The sequence below is a fragment of the Collinsella aerofaciens genome (genome assembly GCF_015561195.1).
Lineage (GTDB): Bacteria > Actinomycetota > Coriobacteriia > Coriobacteriales > Coriobacteriaceae > Collinsella > Collinsella aerofaciens_AC.
Map to the genome: position 1 here is coordinate 1 of NZ_JADMSU010000014.1, position 15,160 is coordinate 15,160.

Below are 15,160 nucleotides of genomic sequence, written 5' to 3' on the forward strand. Positions count from 1 at the left end.
GATTCGACAAGGGGCGACCATTGTGCAATCGCAAGAAGATGACGGGGCGGAATGTCAATCCTGGTCTAACAGAGCCTAACAAAATGCCGAACCGCTGCTCGAGGCGGCGCTCATGATGGCAGGGTATAATTTGATTGTCACAGACAGCAATTTGGAGGTGCCCCCATAAATGCCCCCGACGCGCTCCAAAACATCCGCTCAAAACACCCCGTTGCATATGTGGTTCTCTATCTCTTTGTCGGCTGGGCATTACTGGTTGTCATCACCCATGCTATAGCCTTTGGAGCAGAACTGCTGATAGCCAGCTCGGACCAGCCCGTCGTCAAATGGGAAGCGACCGATGAGTGCACCGACGGGACCCGGACCGTTTACTACAACAGCCCGTCCCTTTACCAAGAGCTCAAGGTCAAGATAAAGGACTCCAAGGTTGTCGATGCCGAACCAGGCGCTTTCTTGACAATCGGAGCAACCCTCGACGCCGAGCAAGTCGAGTACACGGACAGCCGCGCGACGTATCGTGTCGACCTCAGCACCCTAGGCCGACCGTCACGCATCTGCCTGCTCGAATGCGAGACACGCGGCACCACGCTACACATGTCCGAAATTCAAATGCGCCCGGATAAAGAGCCCCTAAAGGGCTAGGGGTCCTAAGCCCAGCAAGCGATTCTCAACAGTAAAACGACAGCCCACCGGTTGTTTCTTTCCAGCGTTTGCAAATCAGCGCATGGTTAGATGAAACAAACTGCATGATATCGCGTAAATCCCGAGCAGGAATATCGCCCTTGTTATGGGCCAGCTTGCATCCGCCGGAGCGGGTAAGCCATATCTTGGTTGCCTCGGCAGTGGGGCGCTTGACCGCAACGTGAACATGGACAGGTTCGCCGTTCTCCCCCGTCCAGAAGAAGATGATGTACGGCCCGAGTCGAAACAGACTAGGCATAGACTCGTCCGCCTTCGTAGGCAAAACGCAGGATGAGCGGGGCATTGTTGCGCACGAAATCATCGAGTTCTTTGAGGTTCGCTTCGCTAAAGCCCTCGTGTGACACCCAATTGAATGCCGGCAAGATACACTCCGCCGTGTCAAAACCCCAATCGCGCGGGCGCTCCACAACAACCTTCACCGTGTTGTCCTCCCGGACTTCGGAATACGAAACCTGCGTATCGTCCTCAAGGCGGACATATTCCCACATCATAAGCTCGCTCCGTTCAAAGGGTTCTCTTCTTGAGCAGTATACCCGCCTGCGCAGCTACTCCACCGGCTTGAAGATGGTGGACTGGCCGAAGACGCTGCGGATGAGGGCTTTGGCCTCGTCCTCGGTCTGCGGGATGTTCGGGGCTGCGCCCTGATGGCCGAAGGGGCTGCCCGCACCGGGGTTGGACTCCCAGGGAGCCGCGGGGGCGTCGTCGCTTGTGGGGGCCGCGGATGCCGCCGCGGCGGGCTTGGGCGCGGACGCCGCACCCGGCACGTCGAACGGAGGAAGATCGTTCCCGCTCGCATCGCCGGCAAAGCCGCCGACCATAGCGTCGTCGTAGGGCACCTGCTCGGATTCCCACGGCGCGGGCTGCGCGACAGGCTGAGCCTTGGGGGCAGCCGAGCGCTCGAGCGCACGGGGTGCGGGCTCGGTCGGGAGCTTACCCGTGGCAGGAGCGCCGGCGGGGTTGTCGGAGCGTAGCCAGGGGGCTTTGCCCAGGTCAGACGACTTGGGCGCGGGCGAGACGGGCTTGAGCGCGGGGACCGGAGCAGCCGGTTTGGACGCCGCGGGCTTAGGCGCCGACGGGGTCGATGCCGCTACCGGCGCCGCTTGCTGCTGCGGCGCGCTGGCACTCGAGGACACAGGGGCCGCCGAGGACACGGGTTGCGGGTCCGCAGATGCCGCAGCCCGTGCAGATGGAGAATGCTCCTCATGTTGAGGAGCCGGCGTGCCACCCCCATCCAGGACATAGTCGACGGCACGACGACCGAAGACCGCGCAGACCGTCGGCAGGACCACCGACTGCGTATCGGCGCGACCGAGCATCTTAATGGCAAAAGTCGAACCCGCGGGGAACGAGACCGTGAGCTTGGAGCCGTCGTCGGCCGTGGCGCGGGCGTTGAGCAAAAGCCCTGCGTAGGAAGCCTGATGCGCCTTGACACGCTCGACAACCTCGGCCCATTTGCGCTGCAGCTCTCCGGCATCCTCGACCGCGGGCGTCTCGGCAGCACCAGCGGCGGCAACCTGGGCGGCATTGTTGGACTGGGGCTTAGGTGCCGCAGCGGCGGCAGGCGCGGAGGCCGCAACGGGCCGAGGCGTCGGAGCCGGCACAGACTGAGGTGCAGGCGCTGCAGGCTTGGAAGCCGACACGGACGCAGCACGAGACGCCGGCTGGGCCGCCGGAGCGGCAGCACCACGGTCCCAAGGCATACCGCCCTGGCGCGCGGACGTAGCAGCAGGGGTAGCAGATGCCGCCGGAGCGGCAGCTCGGGCACCCGAGATAAGCGTCGGCTGCTGGGCGGCAGCGGGTACGGATGCTGCAGGCGCGGCGGCCTGAGCAGCAGCCACGCTCGCCGGCACCGCGGCATTGGCAACCATGGCCTCCAGGCGTGCCACGCGCTCGGCCAATGCCTCAATCGTTATATCAGCCTCGGGACGTGCCAGGCGCGTGCAGGCGATCTCGAGCACCAGGCGCACATCGCTCGCGCCCCTCATCTCCAGTGCGGCATCGTCGAGCACTGTCAGCACACGGGCCAGGCGGTCGGCAGGATGCTCGCCAAAGGCAGCGGCCTCGGCAGCAAGCGCCTCGGCCTGCTCGGAGCCGCCCTCAAACAGCTCGGCACGGGCACCGGCAACGCAGGCAACGTACACGTCACGCACATGCGCCACCAGGTCGCGCGTCAGTTCCAGCAGGTCGTTTCCTTCCTCGACCTGCGCACGAATCAGTCCATAGAGCTCGGCAACATCGCGATCGGCAATGGCACGGGAAAACTCGCCCAGAATCTGGTCCGAAACCTCGCCTAAAAGCGAGCGGGCGTCGTCCGCATGCACAGAACCGTTGCCAAAGACGCTCAGCTGCTCCAGCGTGGACAACGCGTCGCGCATGCCGCCCTTGGCATGACGCGCCACGATAGCCAGCGCCTCGTCGTCGTAATCGAAACCCTCCTGCTCGCACACGTATGCCAGGCGATGCTCAATATCCTCGTTGCCGATGCGATGGAAATCGAAACGCTGGCAGCGCGAGAGGATGGTCTCCAGAATCTTTTGCGGGTCGGTGGTGCACAGCACAAAGATCACGTGTGCCGGCGGCTCCTCAAGCGTCTTGAGCAGCGCGTTGAACGCCGCCGTCGTGAGCATGTGGACCTCGTCGATGATATAGATCTTGTACTTGCCGCGCACCGGGGCAAAGTTGACGGAGTTGATGATTTCCTCGCGCACATTGTCCACGCCGGTACGGCTTGCGGCATCGAGCTCGTAGACATCGGGGTGGTTGCCCTCGGCAATGAGTTCGCACTCCTCGCAAGTACCGTCGGGCATGCAGCCGCTTGCACCCTCGGCGCGCGCCGCCTCGGCATTGCGGCACAGCAGCGCCTTGGCCAGAATGCGCGCCATAGTGGTCTTGCCCGTGCCGCGCGGTCCGCAGAACAGGTAGGCGTGGGACAGGCGCCCCTCGGTGATGGCGTGTTCGAGCGTCGAGACGATATGCTGCTGGCCCACCACGGAGTCAAAGGTGAGCGGGCGATACTTTCGGTACAACGATTCCATGGGTGCTCCCCCGGGTATACTGAGACTTGTTGCCGCGACGGCCATGCGGTCGCACGGCATACTGCATTCATAATAACCCGTACGGCGAGCCCGCCGCGATAGGAGTCCAAAGAGCATGGCAGACGCAGAGAGCAACCTCATTCCCTCCGAAGCAGCCGACCAGGTCGAGGTCGCGCTCGAGAAGCAGGCCGCGGCCGATGACGGCATTCTGTACCTCAACGAGTATCAGTACGAAAACGACCTCGTCACCGACTTCGCCCGCCTGGTCGCCTCGCCCAGGCGCCGTGGCTCCCTGTACGTCGCCGCCGCGATTGCCGTGCTCATCGGCATCGGCATGCTGGTGGCCGGCGGCAGCTGGATCAAGTTCGGCGTCGTGCTGATCGTGTTCGGCGCCTTTTTGGCCTGGTGGAGCAAGAACCTCCACCACACGCTCGCCCGCGACTTTATCGATGCCGTCGAGGCCGACGAGTCCATGGGCGGCCGCTACCGCCGCGTCGCCGCCAACGAGGACGGCCTGATGGTCTGGGGCAAGAGCGGCAAGTCGCAGTTCTTCCCGTTTGAGAAGCTCGACCACGCGCTCGACGGCGAGCGCATCTTTGTGGCTATGTTCGCCGACCAGGGCGTGACGATCCCCAAGGACACCTTCGTCCGTGGCGATGCCGAGCAGTTTGGCCCCTTCCTCAAGGCGCGCATCAACAAAAAACTCCGCATCGAGACCAAACGCAAGAAGATGAAGGCCGAGAAGGCCGCCGCCGGGGCCAAGCAGGGCGACAAGCCCCAGGAGACCAAAGGCAAGCAGCGCAAGCAGAAGAAGAACAAGAAGAAGCGCTAAGACCAAACCAGACAGACAGCCTCGCATCCCGCTATCCTCCCCATGCACCCGAGCGTGCTACACTAGCAGCATCTATGCCACCGCGAACGCCGGAACGGGCCGCGCCCGTGCCCGCCGCTCGCAAACGAACTTTAAACGCACGAGGGTTGGCCATGCCGCTTTTCTCGCAACATACCGCCCGGTTCTCGCCGGACGTTCCTTTGGAGGGCACCAGCTCTCGCGAGCTGCTCAAGCGGTACCAGCCGCTCGAGACACTTGCGACCGGCGGTTTTGGCTCCATCGAGATCTGCCGCGACACGCACCTGCGCCGCCGCGTCGCCATTAAGCGCATCCCCCTTATCAACGGCGCCGGCATGCCCGCCAGCGACATCATGGATGTCCTGCGCGAGGCGCACACTGCCGCCATGCTTCAACATCCCAATATCGTGCAGGTCATCGACTTTACGCATGACACCGCCTATGCCTACCTGGTCATGGAGTATGTCGACGGTATGTCGCTGGCCGAGTTTTTGCATCGCGTGGACGGCCACTCGCTCACCTTTGACGAGGCCGCGGCCATTGCCGATGCCCTGGGCCAGGCGCTCACCTTCGCCCATAGCAATGGTGTACTCCACCTGGACATTAAGCCCGCCAACGTGCTCATCGACCACTCGGGCAATGTAAAGCTCACCGACTTTGGCATGGCGCGACTGTCGTCCGCCGGTGGCTTTGGCGGCTCGCGCGGCGGCACCATCGGCTACATGCCGCCCGAGCAGCTCGATATCGAGACCGGCACGGTCGACGAACGCGCCGATGTCTTTGCCCTTGCCTGCGTTATCTATGAGGGCTTGTGCGGCAGCGCTCCCTTTATGGCGGCCACGCCCGCCGACTCGCTCGACCGCATCATCGGCGGCGCCACCTATCCCAGCGAGCTGATACCACACTTTCCCCCGGGAGCCGAGGCCGCGCTCATGAGCGCGCTCTCCCCCATGCCGCAGGACCGCCCCAACAGCATCGAGGCATTTTGCGACCAACTCCTTGCCGGTCTGGGCAGCGTGCGCGAGGGCCGTCGCAGTCTGGAGCAAATGGTTGGCGAGCTTTCGGATGACGAGCAAGAGCTCGACGATATCGAGCCGTCGTACTACGAGGACGACGCCATCGAGGTCGACCCCGCGCTCGGCTGGGCGGGCACGCGCTGGAGCCATGCGCGCGACTACACCATGCACGCTATCTCGGCGCTAACGTGCGGCACCTTTAGCTTTTTGCTGATGCAAACGGCCGGGGTCGCGGCGCTTCCCGGCCTGGTCATTGCGGCCATCGCGATCGGAGCGGCGGCTGGCCTGGCCCCCCAGATTGGCTCGGCCATCTCGGCTGTGGGCTTTTTGGTGCTCATGGCCAACGCCACCATGCAGGCGCAGGGCATCCTGTCGATGTTGCCCGTCGCGGTGATCTTTGCCGCTGCCATGTCCGGTTGGTGGATCGCCTGGGGTCGCACCGAGGCTGCCGCGAGCGCCGCACTCACCTGCGCGCTTGAGCTTGGCTGTCTGACCGGCAATACCTTCCTGGCAGCTGGGGTCGCCGCCGGCGTCGCGTCATTTTGGCTCGGCCCGGCAAGCGCCGCCGCGGCAACGGGCATGGGCGCGCTTTTTGCCCGTCTGGCCACGGTCGCGCTTTCAGCCGGAGGCGTGCTGGGGCTCGGCAACGTTGCCGCAGCGCTGGAAGACCCGCTCCTTTGGGCTGCCTTTGCGCTGGTCGCGACAACTGCCGCGGCGTCATCTGCGCTGCTCAATGCCCATGCCAAGCGTGCCGATCAGGGCCCAAACCTTGCCGCCATCGCCGCCATCGCTGTCACCGGCATCGGCTGCGCAGCGGCATCCTGTCTTGCACACCATATGGAAATTGCCAGCCTTGCAGCCGCGGTCGCCGCCAAGGCGGCAGTTGCGGGAACCCTATCCTCTATAATCGTTGGGATATGCCTATATTTGCTCGGATACCAAAGAACCTATACGGAGAGTGATCTTTCGTGAACTTCCTGAACATCTTCGAGGACCACGTGGCCGGCATCTTCGGTGCCACCCGTGCCCCGTTCTCCTTTAAGAAGCTTGCCAAGCAGGCCGCTCGCGACATGGAGGATCAGACTCTGGTGATCAATGGCGTCAACACGGCGCCGGCACTCTATACCATCCTGATCGCCGCCGACGACGATCCCATGCTCGCCCCGTTCTACCCCGAGCTTTCGCGCGAGGTCCGCGAGTTTGTGAAGGCACAGGCCGAAAAGCGCCGTTATGTCTTTGTCGGCGAGCCCCTCGTGCGCTTTATGATCGATCCGCAGCTGCGCGCCGGCAAGTTCTCGGTCTTTGCCGAGAACGTCGATGCCCCCACGCTCGGCCGCCTGTACGAAGAAGAGCGCGCCTATCAAAACGGTCTGGGCCAAAACAACTCCGCGGCAAGCCGTGCCGCCAGCGCCCCGCGCGCCGGCCAGCAGCAGTTTGCTGCCCCGCAGCAGCAGCGCCCCGCCGCCATGCCCCAGCAGCAGCCGACGCCTCGCGCCGCCGCTCCCGACCCGCTTGCCATGGCAGACCCCTTCGCGCCTAGCGTCCCCGACCCCGCCGCCGCACCCATCCCGGTGCCGCAGACCGTCTCGCGCGACGCGCTTGCCGGCATGGGCGGAGCCGCCGCGACCGGTGCCGCCGTGGGCCTAGGCGCCGCAGCCGGCATCGCCTCCAACATGGCGAGCACTCGCGCCCCACAGCGCCCGCTCGCCCAGCTCGTCGACGTCGTGAGCGGCGAGAGCCATAGCATCACCTCCGCACAGGTGACTATCGGTCGCGAGCGCTCAGTTTCCGATATTGCCCTGCGCGACCCCAACGTGTCGCGCCGCCACGCCCAGCTCACCTTTACGGGCTCGGATTGGTCGATCGAGGACCTCAATTCCACCAACGGCACGCTCGTCAACAACCGCCGCATTACGCGCTGCCCGCTGCGCAACGGCGATCTGCTGACGTTTGGCCTGAGCACCTTTGAATTTAGGGGATAGTCTCTTATGAACATCGATATCGTCCTTTTTGCAGGCCGCATCGTCCTGGTCGCCCTGCTCTATATCTTCCTGTTCGCCGTCATGAAGACCGGCGTGGGACTTGTGCGCGGGCAGCGTCGCGACTCGGCTATCTGGACGATCGATGTGGACAAGGGTCCGCGCGGTATCCGCGGCATCCACGTAGACATGCTCGGCCCCGTCATCGTCGGTCGCTCGCCATCTTCGGACATCTGCATCAACGAACCGTTCGTCTCGGCCTCGCATGCGCGCTTTTCGCTGCAGGGCCCGGCGCTCATCATCGAGGACCTCAACTCGCTTAACGGCACGCTCGTCAACGGCCGCCAGCTTGTGGAGCCCGCAACGCTGCGCGAGGGCGACGAAGTCCAGATTGGCGACGTGGTCATGAAGGTGAACCGTCGATGATCGACGAGGAGAACAAGTCCGCAACCATGACCGAGGCACCGGCTGCCGCCGTAGCTGCACCGGCCCACGCCGCTCCGGCGGACTCCACACCCGTGGAGCCCGAGGACACCGTGTTCTCCCTGCCTCTTTCGCATGTAACGTATGATATTTCGGATCTCGCCGATAACGAAGGCGAAGAGGATGCCGTAGCGGCGCCCATCGGCGCACATGCTGCGGAACAGCCCACAGCGCCCGAAGCAACCCCGGCGCCGGCTCACTTTGCAGAGCCCGTCGCCGCGGCAATCAACGAGAGCGCTGCGGTGTTTGCGGCACCCGAACCCGCCGCGCCGGCGTTTCCCATAGCCCCGGCATCCGAGGTTGCGCCCGCGTCTACGCCGGCGCCCGAGGCTGGGCCATCCCCCGAGGACGGCCCTGCACCCAAGGCCCCGCAGCCTGCGCCCGCAAGCGAGTCCGATGCCGTGGCCGAGCCCGCCGCCCAGTCGCAAAGCACACCCGCGCCGTCGCACTTTGCGACGCCCGAGCCTATAGACGCCAGCCCGCAAGACGACGAGTCGACCGCCTGCGCGTCCGAAGAGCCCGGCTCCCCGGACACCGGCGATTCCGAATCAAACGCCGAGACCGACACCGTCTCTCCCGGTGACACAGCCGAGATCGACGTTGCCGCCGTTGAGGCCAAGCTCAAAGACCCCGGCTCGACCATGAGCTTTGAGCCCCTGACCGAGGAGCGCATCGAGACCGACTCGACCTATGATGCCGGCACCACCACGCAACTCATGTGGGGCGCCCGCTCTGACGTTGGCTGCGTACGCCCGCACAATGAGGATTCCTACCTGGTGCAGTCGCCGCTCTTTTGCGTATGCGACGGCATGGGCGGTCACGCCGCCGGCGAGGTAGCCTCTTCCATCGCCGTCGAGACTATTGCCAAGACGGCCCCGCAGTCCGCCGACGCAGCACGCCTGGCCGCAGCCGTCGAGGCAGCCAACGCCGCCGTAATCGAGGCCGCCTTGAATGGCCTGGGCAAGCCCGGCATGGGCTGCACAGCCACTTGCGCCTATATCGAAAACGACACGCTCGCCATCGCCCACGTGGGTGACTCTCGCGCCTACCTGCTCCACGAGGGCACGCTCATCCGCGTGACCCGCGACCACTCCTACGTGGAGGAGCTCGTGGACGCCGGCGAGATTACGGCAGACGAGGCTCGCGTCCACCCCAACCGTTCGGTCATCACCCGTGCGCTGGGCTCGGACCCCGCCATGTATGCCGACCACTTCACTCTGCATATCGAGGAAGGCGACCGCCTGATCCTGTGCTCCGACGGCCTTTCGAGCATGATTCCCGATAGCGATATCGAGAACATCGCCACGCAGTCCTCAACCGCGCAAATCTGCGTCGACAACCTAGTGGACGCGGCGCTTGCCGCCGGCGGCCACGACAACGTGACCGTAGTAGTCGTTGACCTGGTTGACGATGGCGTTATGCGCGAAGCGCAACGCGTGCGTCGCCGCAACATTACTATCGCCGCCATCCTGGCCCTCGTCTTTGTGCTGGCAGCTGGCATCTGGGCCTACACGGGTGTCACCGGCTCGTACTACCTGGGTACCTACCAGGGCAATGTCGCCGTTTGGCGCGGCCTGCCCGGCAAGCCGCTCGGACTCAAGCTCCACTGGCTCGAAAGCGAAACCAGCATTAAGCTGTCCGACCTGCCCGAAGACACGCAAAACCGCCTCAAGGCGGGCATTCCGCAAACAAGTGTCGACGATGCGCAGGACACGATATCCAAGTACCGCCACCAGATCGACGAGGAGCAGACCCGCCAGGTGATCGACGCGCAAACGATTCGCGACAACACCAATCAGGGATCGACCTCCGAATCAGATTCTGAGAAAACCGCCGAACAGTCCGCCGAGGCCGAAGCCTCCGATAAGAATTAGAAAGGGAGTGCCGCTTATGAGTCGCCGCAACACCGAGCTGCTCTTGCTCATCGCCTCGGCGTTCCCCGTCATCCTGCTGTATGCGATGTACGTCCTCACCGCGGGCGCTGCCATCTCCTTTGAGACGCTCGCCGTACCGATCGGCCTCTTTGCCGCCTTTGCCGCGGCCCACATTGCCGTGCGCATCTTGGCGCCCGGTGCCGACCCCGCTATCCTACCCATTGTCTTTGTGCTTTCGGGCATCGGCATCACGTTCGTGACGCGTCTCGCCCCCGCTCTCGCCATCTCACAGCTCATCATCCTGTTTGTCTCGGTGGCCCTGATGGTGGGAACGCTCGCGTTGGTTAAGAACCTCGACGTGGTCATGCGCTACAAGTACACCTTTGGCATTATCGGCATCATTCTGCTGATGCTGCCTATCTTTATCGGCACCACGATCTCGGGCTCCAAGCTGTGGATTCGCATCGCAGGCTTTACCATCCAGCCCGGCGAGTTCGCCAAGGTCTTTATCGTGCTGTTCCTGGCCGGGTACCTGGCCGAGAACCGCGAGCTGCTCTCCATCTCCAACCGCAAGATCTTGGGCTTTAAGATCCCCCGCCTGCGACTGCTGCTGCCGTTGTTTGCCGTGTGGGGTGTGTGCCTGCTCGTCGTCGTCTTCGAACGCGATCTGGGTTCGGCCGTGCTGTTCTACACCATCTTCTTGCTGATGCTCTACGTTGCCACGGGACGATTCTCGTATGTCGTTATCGGCCTTGCGCTCTTAGCCGTTGGAGCCGTGGGCGCCTACAAGTTCCTGTCTCACGTTCAGGTGCGTTTCCAGGTTTGGGTCGATCCGTTTAAGGACGCCCAGGGCCAGGGCTACCAGATCGTCCAGTCGCTCTTCTCGCTTGCCGATGGCGGTCTGGTCGGTGTTGGTATCGGCAACGGCATGGCCAACAACATCCCTGTCGTCGAGTCCGACTTTATCTTCTCGGCTATCGGCGAGGAGATGGGCCTTTTGGGCGGCGGCGCCGTGCTCATCCTGTTTATGCTCTTTGCCGTGCGTGGCCTCACCACGGCTGCCCGCGCTAAATCCGACCTCGCCGCCTTTAGTGCCACGGGCCTTACGGCCGCCATCAGCTTCCAGGCCTTTTTAATCGTGGGCGGCGTTACCCGCCTGATCCCGCTGACCGGCGTCACCCTACCCTTTATGAGCCAGGGCGGTTCCTCGCTGCTGGCAAGCTTTATCATCGTCGCGCTCCTGCTGCGCGCCGGTGACGAAGCGACCGGACGCGAGGCCGAGCTTACCGGCACCGGCACCATGACCGCCATCACCGATGATCAGGTCGCATCTGCCGCCGCCCCGACGGGCACGCGCTTTGCCACCTCGTCTTCCTACGGCAACGGCAGCCATTCCGTCGGCTCGCGCATGCGCCGTCGCCTGCTCGACACGCCTGAATCCGGTGTGCTCGGCCGCGTTGCGCTCGCCAACCGTCTAACCCGTGCGGTGCTCGCCTTTACGGCGCTGTTCGCCATCCTTATCGGCAACCTCACCTATGTCCAGGTCATCAAGGCCAAGGACTACCAAGATATGCCGACCAACAACCACACCATCGCCCGCTCCAAGTACATCCAGCGCGGCTCCATCATCACGTCCGACGGCGTGACGCTCGCCGAGTCGCTGCAGCAGGAGGACGGCACCTACGTACGCTCCTACCCCAACGGCAACCTGGCAGCGCACGTGGTTGGCTACGTGAGCCAGCAGTATGGCACCACCGCCATCGAGAGTGTCATGAACGACACGCTCACCGGCTCTAAGGATTACTCCAGCTGGAGCAACGCCATCGCGTCGCTCGCGGGCCAGACCCAGCCGGGCAACACCGCCAAGCTCACCATTGACTCGCGTATCCAGACGGCGGCCGAGCAGGCGCTCAAGGGCTTTAAGGGCGCTGTAGTGGTCATCGACCCGCGTACCGGCGCGGTGCTCGCATGTGCCAGCTCGCCCACCTACGACAACACCAACATCGACGCCCTGCTGCAGGCGGGCGGCGGCGAGGACGGCTCTATGTACAATCGCGCCATGGACGCGCTGTACACGCCGGGCTCCACGTTTAAGGTCGTTACGCTTTCCGCGGCACTCGAGACCGGCACCGCCAGCCTTACCAGCACCTACCAGGCGCCCGGCTCCATGGACATCGGCAACGCGCCGGTCACCAACTATGCCAACGAGAGCTACGGCACCATCAGCCTGCAGCAGGCCTTTGCCGTGTCTTCCAACGTCGTCTTTGGCCAGGTGGCAAACGAAGTTGGCGCAAACACGCTCGTGCAGTTTGCCAACGCCTTTGGCTACGGCCAAAAGCTAGGCCAGGACCTGACCTCCGCGGCCTCCATCATGGCCGACCCGTCGCTCATGACCGAGTGGGAGACCGCCTGGGCCGGCGCCGGCCAGCCTGTCGGCATGGACCACACGCCCGGGCCGCAGACCACCGTCATGCAAAACGCCGTGATTGCCGCCGCCATCGCTAACAGTGGCGTGGTCATGGACCCGTACTTTGTAGCCCAGGTACTCGCCCCGGACGGAACTGTGGTCAAGACCACGCAGTCCCGCTCGCTGGGTCAGGCCGTCAGCTCCGCCACGGCCGACCAGGTCAAGCAGGCCATGCTCGCCGTCGTCCAGTCCGGTACCGGCACCGATGCCCAGGTCCCCGGCGTCAAGGTCGCCGGCAAGACCGGCTCGGCCGAGACCGGCGGCACCAACGTCAACTCGATGTTCGTTGGCTTTGCGCCTTACGATTCACCCACGGTCGCCATCTCGGTGGCCTTGGAGGATTACGACAAGCATGACGTCAAGGCCGCCAAGATCGCCGGTATCGTCCTGACCGCGGCGCTTGCCGCACAGGGAGCGTGATGTCCATGATCGAATCGGACACCCGAGGCGCGCCGCGGCCGAAAAGTTAGCGGCAACGCGCCACACGGCCCCAGCGGCCACATCGTAGGTACTACACACATCGTTGAGCGAATAGTTATGTTAGGAGCAGGAATGGAACAGAGGGTCCTCGGGGGAAGATACCTCCTCAAGGATAAGGTGGGGACAGGCGGCATGGCGACCGTCTTCCGTGCGCAGGACCAGGTCCTCGACCGCACGGTAGCCGTCAAGATCATGCTGCCGCAGTATGCTGGCGACGCAACCTTCGCCGCACGCTTTAAGCAGGAGGCCCAAGCAGCAGCCGGTCTCTCCTCCCCCTATATCGTGGGCGTCTACGATTGGGGCAAGGACGGCGACACCTATTACATCGTCATGGAGTACCTGCGCGGTACCGACCTTAAGAGCGGCATCAAGAGCCACGGCGCCCTCGACCCCAAGAAGGTCGCCCAGATCGGCTCGCAGATCAGCTCCGCGCTTTCGGTCGCCCACAAGCACGAGATCATCCACCGCGACATCAAGCCGCAGAACATCATGGTGCTGCCCGACGGCAACATCAAGGTGATGGACTTTGGCATCGCGCGCGCCAAGAACAGCCACCTCACGCAAGACAACAACGTGCTGGGAACCGCCCACTACGTCAGTCCCGAGCAGACCCGTGGTCAGGACCTCGGCCCCACCTCGGATATCTACTCGCTGGGCGTCGTGATGTACGAGTGCGCCACCGGCCGCGTGCCCTTTGACGGTGATGACGCCATCTCGGTCGCACTCAAGCAGGTCAACGAGCTGCCTATTCCGCCGAGCCAGATCAACTCCGGTGTCGACGCCGACCTTGAGCGCATCATCCTCAAGTGCATGGAGAAGGACCCGGCAAACCGCTTCCAGACCGCCGACGAGCTGCGTCAGGTGCTCAACAGCTACCTGTCGGGCCGTGCCGTCAACATCTCGGAGCCCACGCGCATCATCGGTGCACCCGGTGAGCTGGGCGCCACCAAGACTCGCGAGCTTTCCGATCAGACGCGCGCCATGGTACGTCCCGTCTCGGGCGTGAGCGGCCAGAATACCGCCCGTAGCTCGGTTTCGGGCTCCACCGGCTCCTACGAGGTCGAAAAGCCCAAATCCAACAAGAACAAGATCATCGCCGCCGTGGTGGCAGCCGTTGCCGTCATCGGTATCGTGGTGGCCTTTGCCACAGGACTCTTTGGCGGCGAGCAGGTCACCGTGCCCGATGTGCTGGGCAAGGACCAGCAGACTGCCGTCGAGCTGATCAAGGAAGCCGGCCTCGAGGTCGGCACCATCGACCAAAGCTACAACGACGATGTCGACGAGGGCAAGGTCGCCGAGCAGACGCCCAACGGCAACACCAAGAAGGCCAAGGGCACTAAGGTGAACCTGGTAATCTCCAAGGGCCCCAAGCCCTCCGAGAAGGTTGAGGTTCCCCAGCTTCTCGGCCTGACCAAGGACCAGGCAGAAGCCGCGCTGGCAAGCGTTGGCCTGAAGGGCAACGCCTCCGAGGAGGCCAACGAGGCCGATGAGGGCCAGGTCTTTGAGCAGGGCACCGAAGCCGGTAAGGAGGTCGAGAAGGGCACGACCATCTCGTATAAGGTCTCGAGCGGCCCGGATACCACGTCCGTCCCCGACCTGACCGACATGACCGAGGCCCAGGCGCGCAACGCCCTCGATATGGCAGGCTTCGGCGTCGACGTGAGCTACCAGGAGAACGACTCGGTTACCGAGGGCACCGTGATCAGCTGGAACCCCAGCGGTAAGCAGAAGCCCGACGCCACGATTACCGTCGTCATTGCCAAGAAGTCCGGCAAGGCCACCGTCCCGGGCAACCTGTACGGCAAGAGCATTTCCGCCGCCGTTACCGCGCTCAACAACGCCGGTTTCTATAACATCGCATTCTGCGATCAGAACGGCAACCCCGTGAGCGGCAACGAAAACGCCACCGTTACGGGCGTCTCCCCCACCGGTAAGCAGTCCACCGACAACACGATCACGTTGACGGTTTCGATTTCTGGCTCTGGTACTGATTCAGGCGACGATTCCGGTACGACCAACTAGTCGCCACCCCACCGCTCATTACGGCTCTCGCCGCAAACATATTCGCTCACAGGCGCCTGCTTGCTCCCCCAGCAAGCGGGCGCCTCGTTTTTGACATGGCATGAACCAGAAGAGCCCGGCACCATAGCGGTGTACCGGGCTCGATCAATCTCTGCTGTCCCCGGGCGGATTCGAAAACTCCCCCCCCGCGGGGAAATGAGTGACGCGGGTGCCGACGGTCCGAATCCTGCCCTTAGACCAGAAGAGCCCGGC

At 63.8% G+C, this 15,160-nt stretch carries 11 protein-coding genes; 8 read left to right on the plus strand and 3 right to left on the minus strand.

The genetic code is table 11. The features are described from left to right. Window positions 1–219: 219 nt before the first annotated feature. Window positions 220–642, plus strand: a complete 423-nt coding sequence (locus I2H81_RS09590; protein WP_195645389.1) for a hypothetical protein — start codon at window positions 220–222, stop codon at window positions 640–642. A gap of 25 nt (window positions 643–667) precedes the next feature. On the opposite strand, the gene I2H81_RS09595 is transcribed toward I2H81_RS09590, so the two are convergent. Genes I2H81_RS09595 through dnaX form a run of 3 tightly spaced genes read right to left on the minus strand, consistent with a single transcriptional unit; the run spans window position 668 to window position 3,737 of the window. Next, window positions 668–940 (minus strand): DUF4160 domain-containing protein, encoded by a 273-nt coding sequence (locus tag I2H81_RS09595; RefSeq protein WP_099432548.1) that lies wholly within the window; start codon window positions 938–940, stop codon window positions 668–670. Next, window positions 933–1,193, minus strand: coding sequence for a hypothetical protein (locus I2H81_RS09600; protein ID WP_117638144.1), 261 nt, complete (start codon window positions 1,191–1,193; stop codon window positions 933–935). Before I2H81_RS09600 ends, I2H81_RS09595 begins: the two co-directional genes overlap by 8 nt. A 54-nt stretch (window positions 1,194–1,247) precedes the next feature. Further along, complete coding sequence (gene dnaX, locus I2H81_RS09605) at window positions 1,248–3,737, minus strand: DNA polymerase III subunit gamma/tau (RefSeq protein ID WP_195645390.1); 2,490 nt, start codon at window positions 3,735–3,737, stop codon at window positions 1,248–1,250. Between the two features lie 115 nt (window positions 3,738–3,852). Here dnaX and I2H81_RS09610 point away from each other — a divergent pair, with 115 nt between their 5' ends. The 7 genes from I2H81_RS09610 (at window position 3,853) to pknB (ending at window position 14,908) form a co-directional block, all read left to right on the plus strand. Next, window positions 3,853–4,569: a hypothetical protein gene (locus tag I2H81_RS09610; protein WP_195645391.1), complete on the plus strand. Its 717-nt coding sequence runs from the start codon at window positions 3,853–3,855 to the stop codon at window positions 4,567–4,569. A gap of 152 nt (window positions 4,570–4,721) precedes the next feature. After that, window positions 4,722–6,575, plus strand: coding sequence for a serine/threonine-protein kinase (locus tag I2H81_RS09615; RefSeq protein WP_195645392.1), 1,854 nt, complete (start codon window positions 4,722–4,724; stop codon window positions 6,573–6,575). Next, complete coding sequence (locus I2H81_RS09620) at window positions 6,572–7,585, plus strand: FhaA domain-containing protein (protein ID WP_117773736.1); 1,014 nt, start codon at window positions 6,572–6,574, stop codon at window positions 7,583–7,585. Before I2H81_RS09615 ends, I2H81_RS09620 begins: the two co-directional genes overlap by 4 nt. Window positions 7,586–7,591: 6 nt before the next feature. Next, the gene (locus I2H81_RS09625; RefSeq protein ID WP_006235180.1) at window positions 7,592–8,008 is read left to right on the plus strand and encodes an FHA domain-containing protein; all 417 of its coding nucleotides are present in this window, start codon (window positions 7,592–7,594) and stop codon (window positions 8,006–8,008) included. Further along, on the plus strand, window positions 8,005–9,939 hold the full coding sequence (locus I2H81_RS09630; RefSeq protein ID WP_195645393.1) for a Stp1/IreP family PP2C-type Ser/Thr phosphatase: 1,935 nt from the start codon (window positions 8,005–8,007) through the stop codon (window positions 9,937–9,939). Before I2H81_RS09625 ends, I2H81_RS09630 begins: the two co-directional genes overlap by 4 nt. A gap of 16 nt (window positions 9,940–9,955) precedes the next feature. Continuing rightward, window positions 9,956–12,826 (plus strand): FtsW/RodA/SpoVE family cell cycle protein, encoded by a 2,871-nt coding sequence (locus tag I2H81_RS09635; RefSeq protein ID WP_195645394.1) that lies wholly within the window; start codon window positions 9,956–9,958, stop codon window positions 12,824–12,826. A gap of 132 nt (window positions 12,827–12,958) precedes the next feature. Further along, complete coding sequence (pknB, locus tag I2H81_RS09640; RefSeq protein WP_195645395.1) at window positions 12,959–14,908, plus strand: Stk1 family PASTA domain-containing Ser/Thr kinase; 1,950 nt, start codon at window positions 12,959–12,961, stop codon at window positions 14,906–14,908. Window positions 14,909–15,160: the final 252 nt, after the last annotated feature.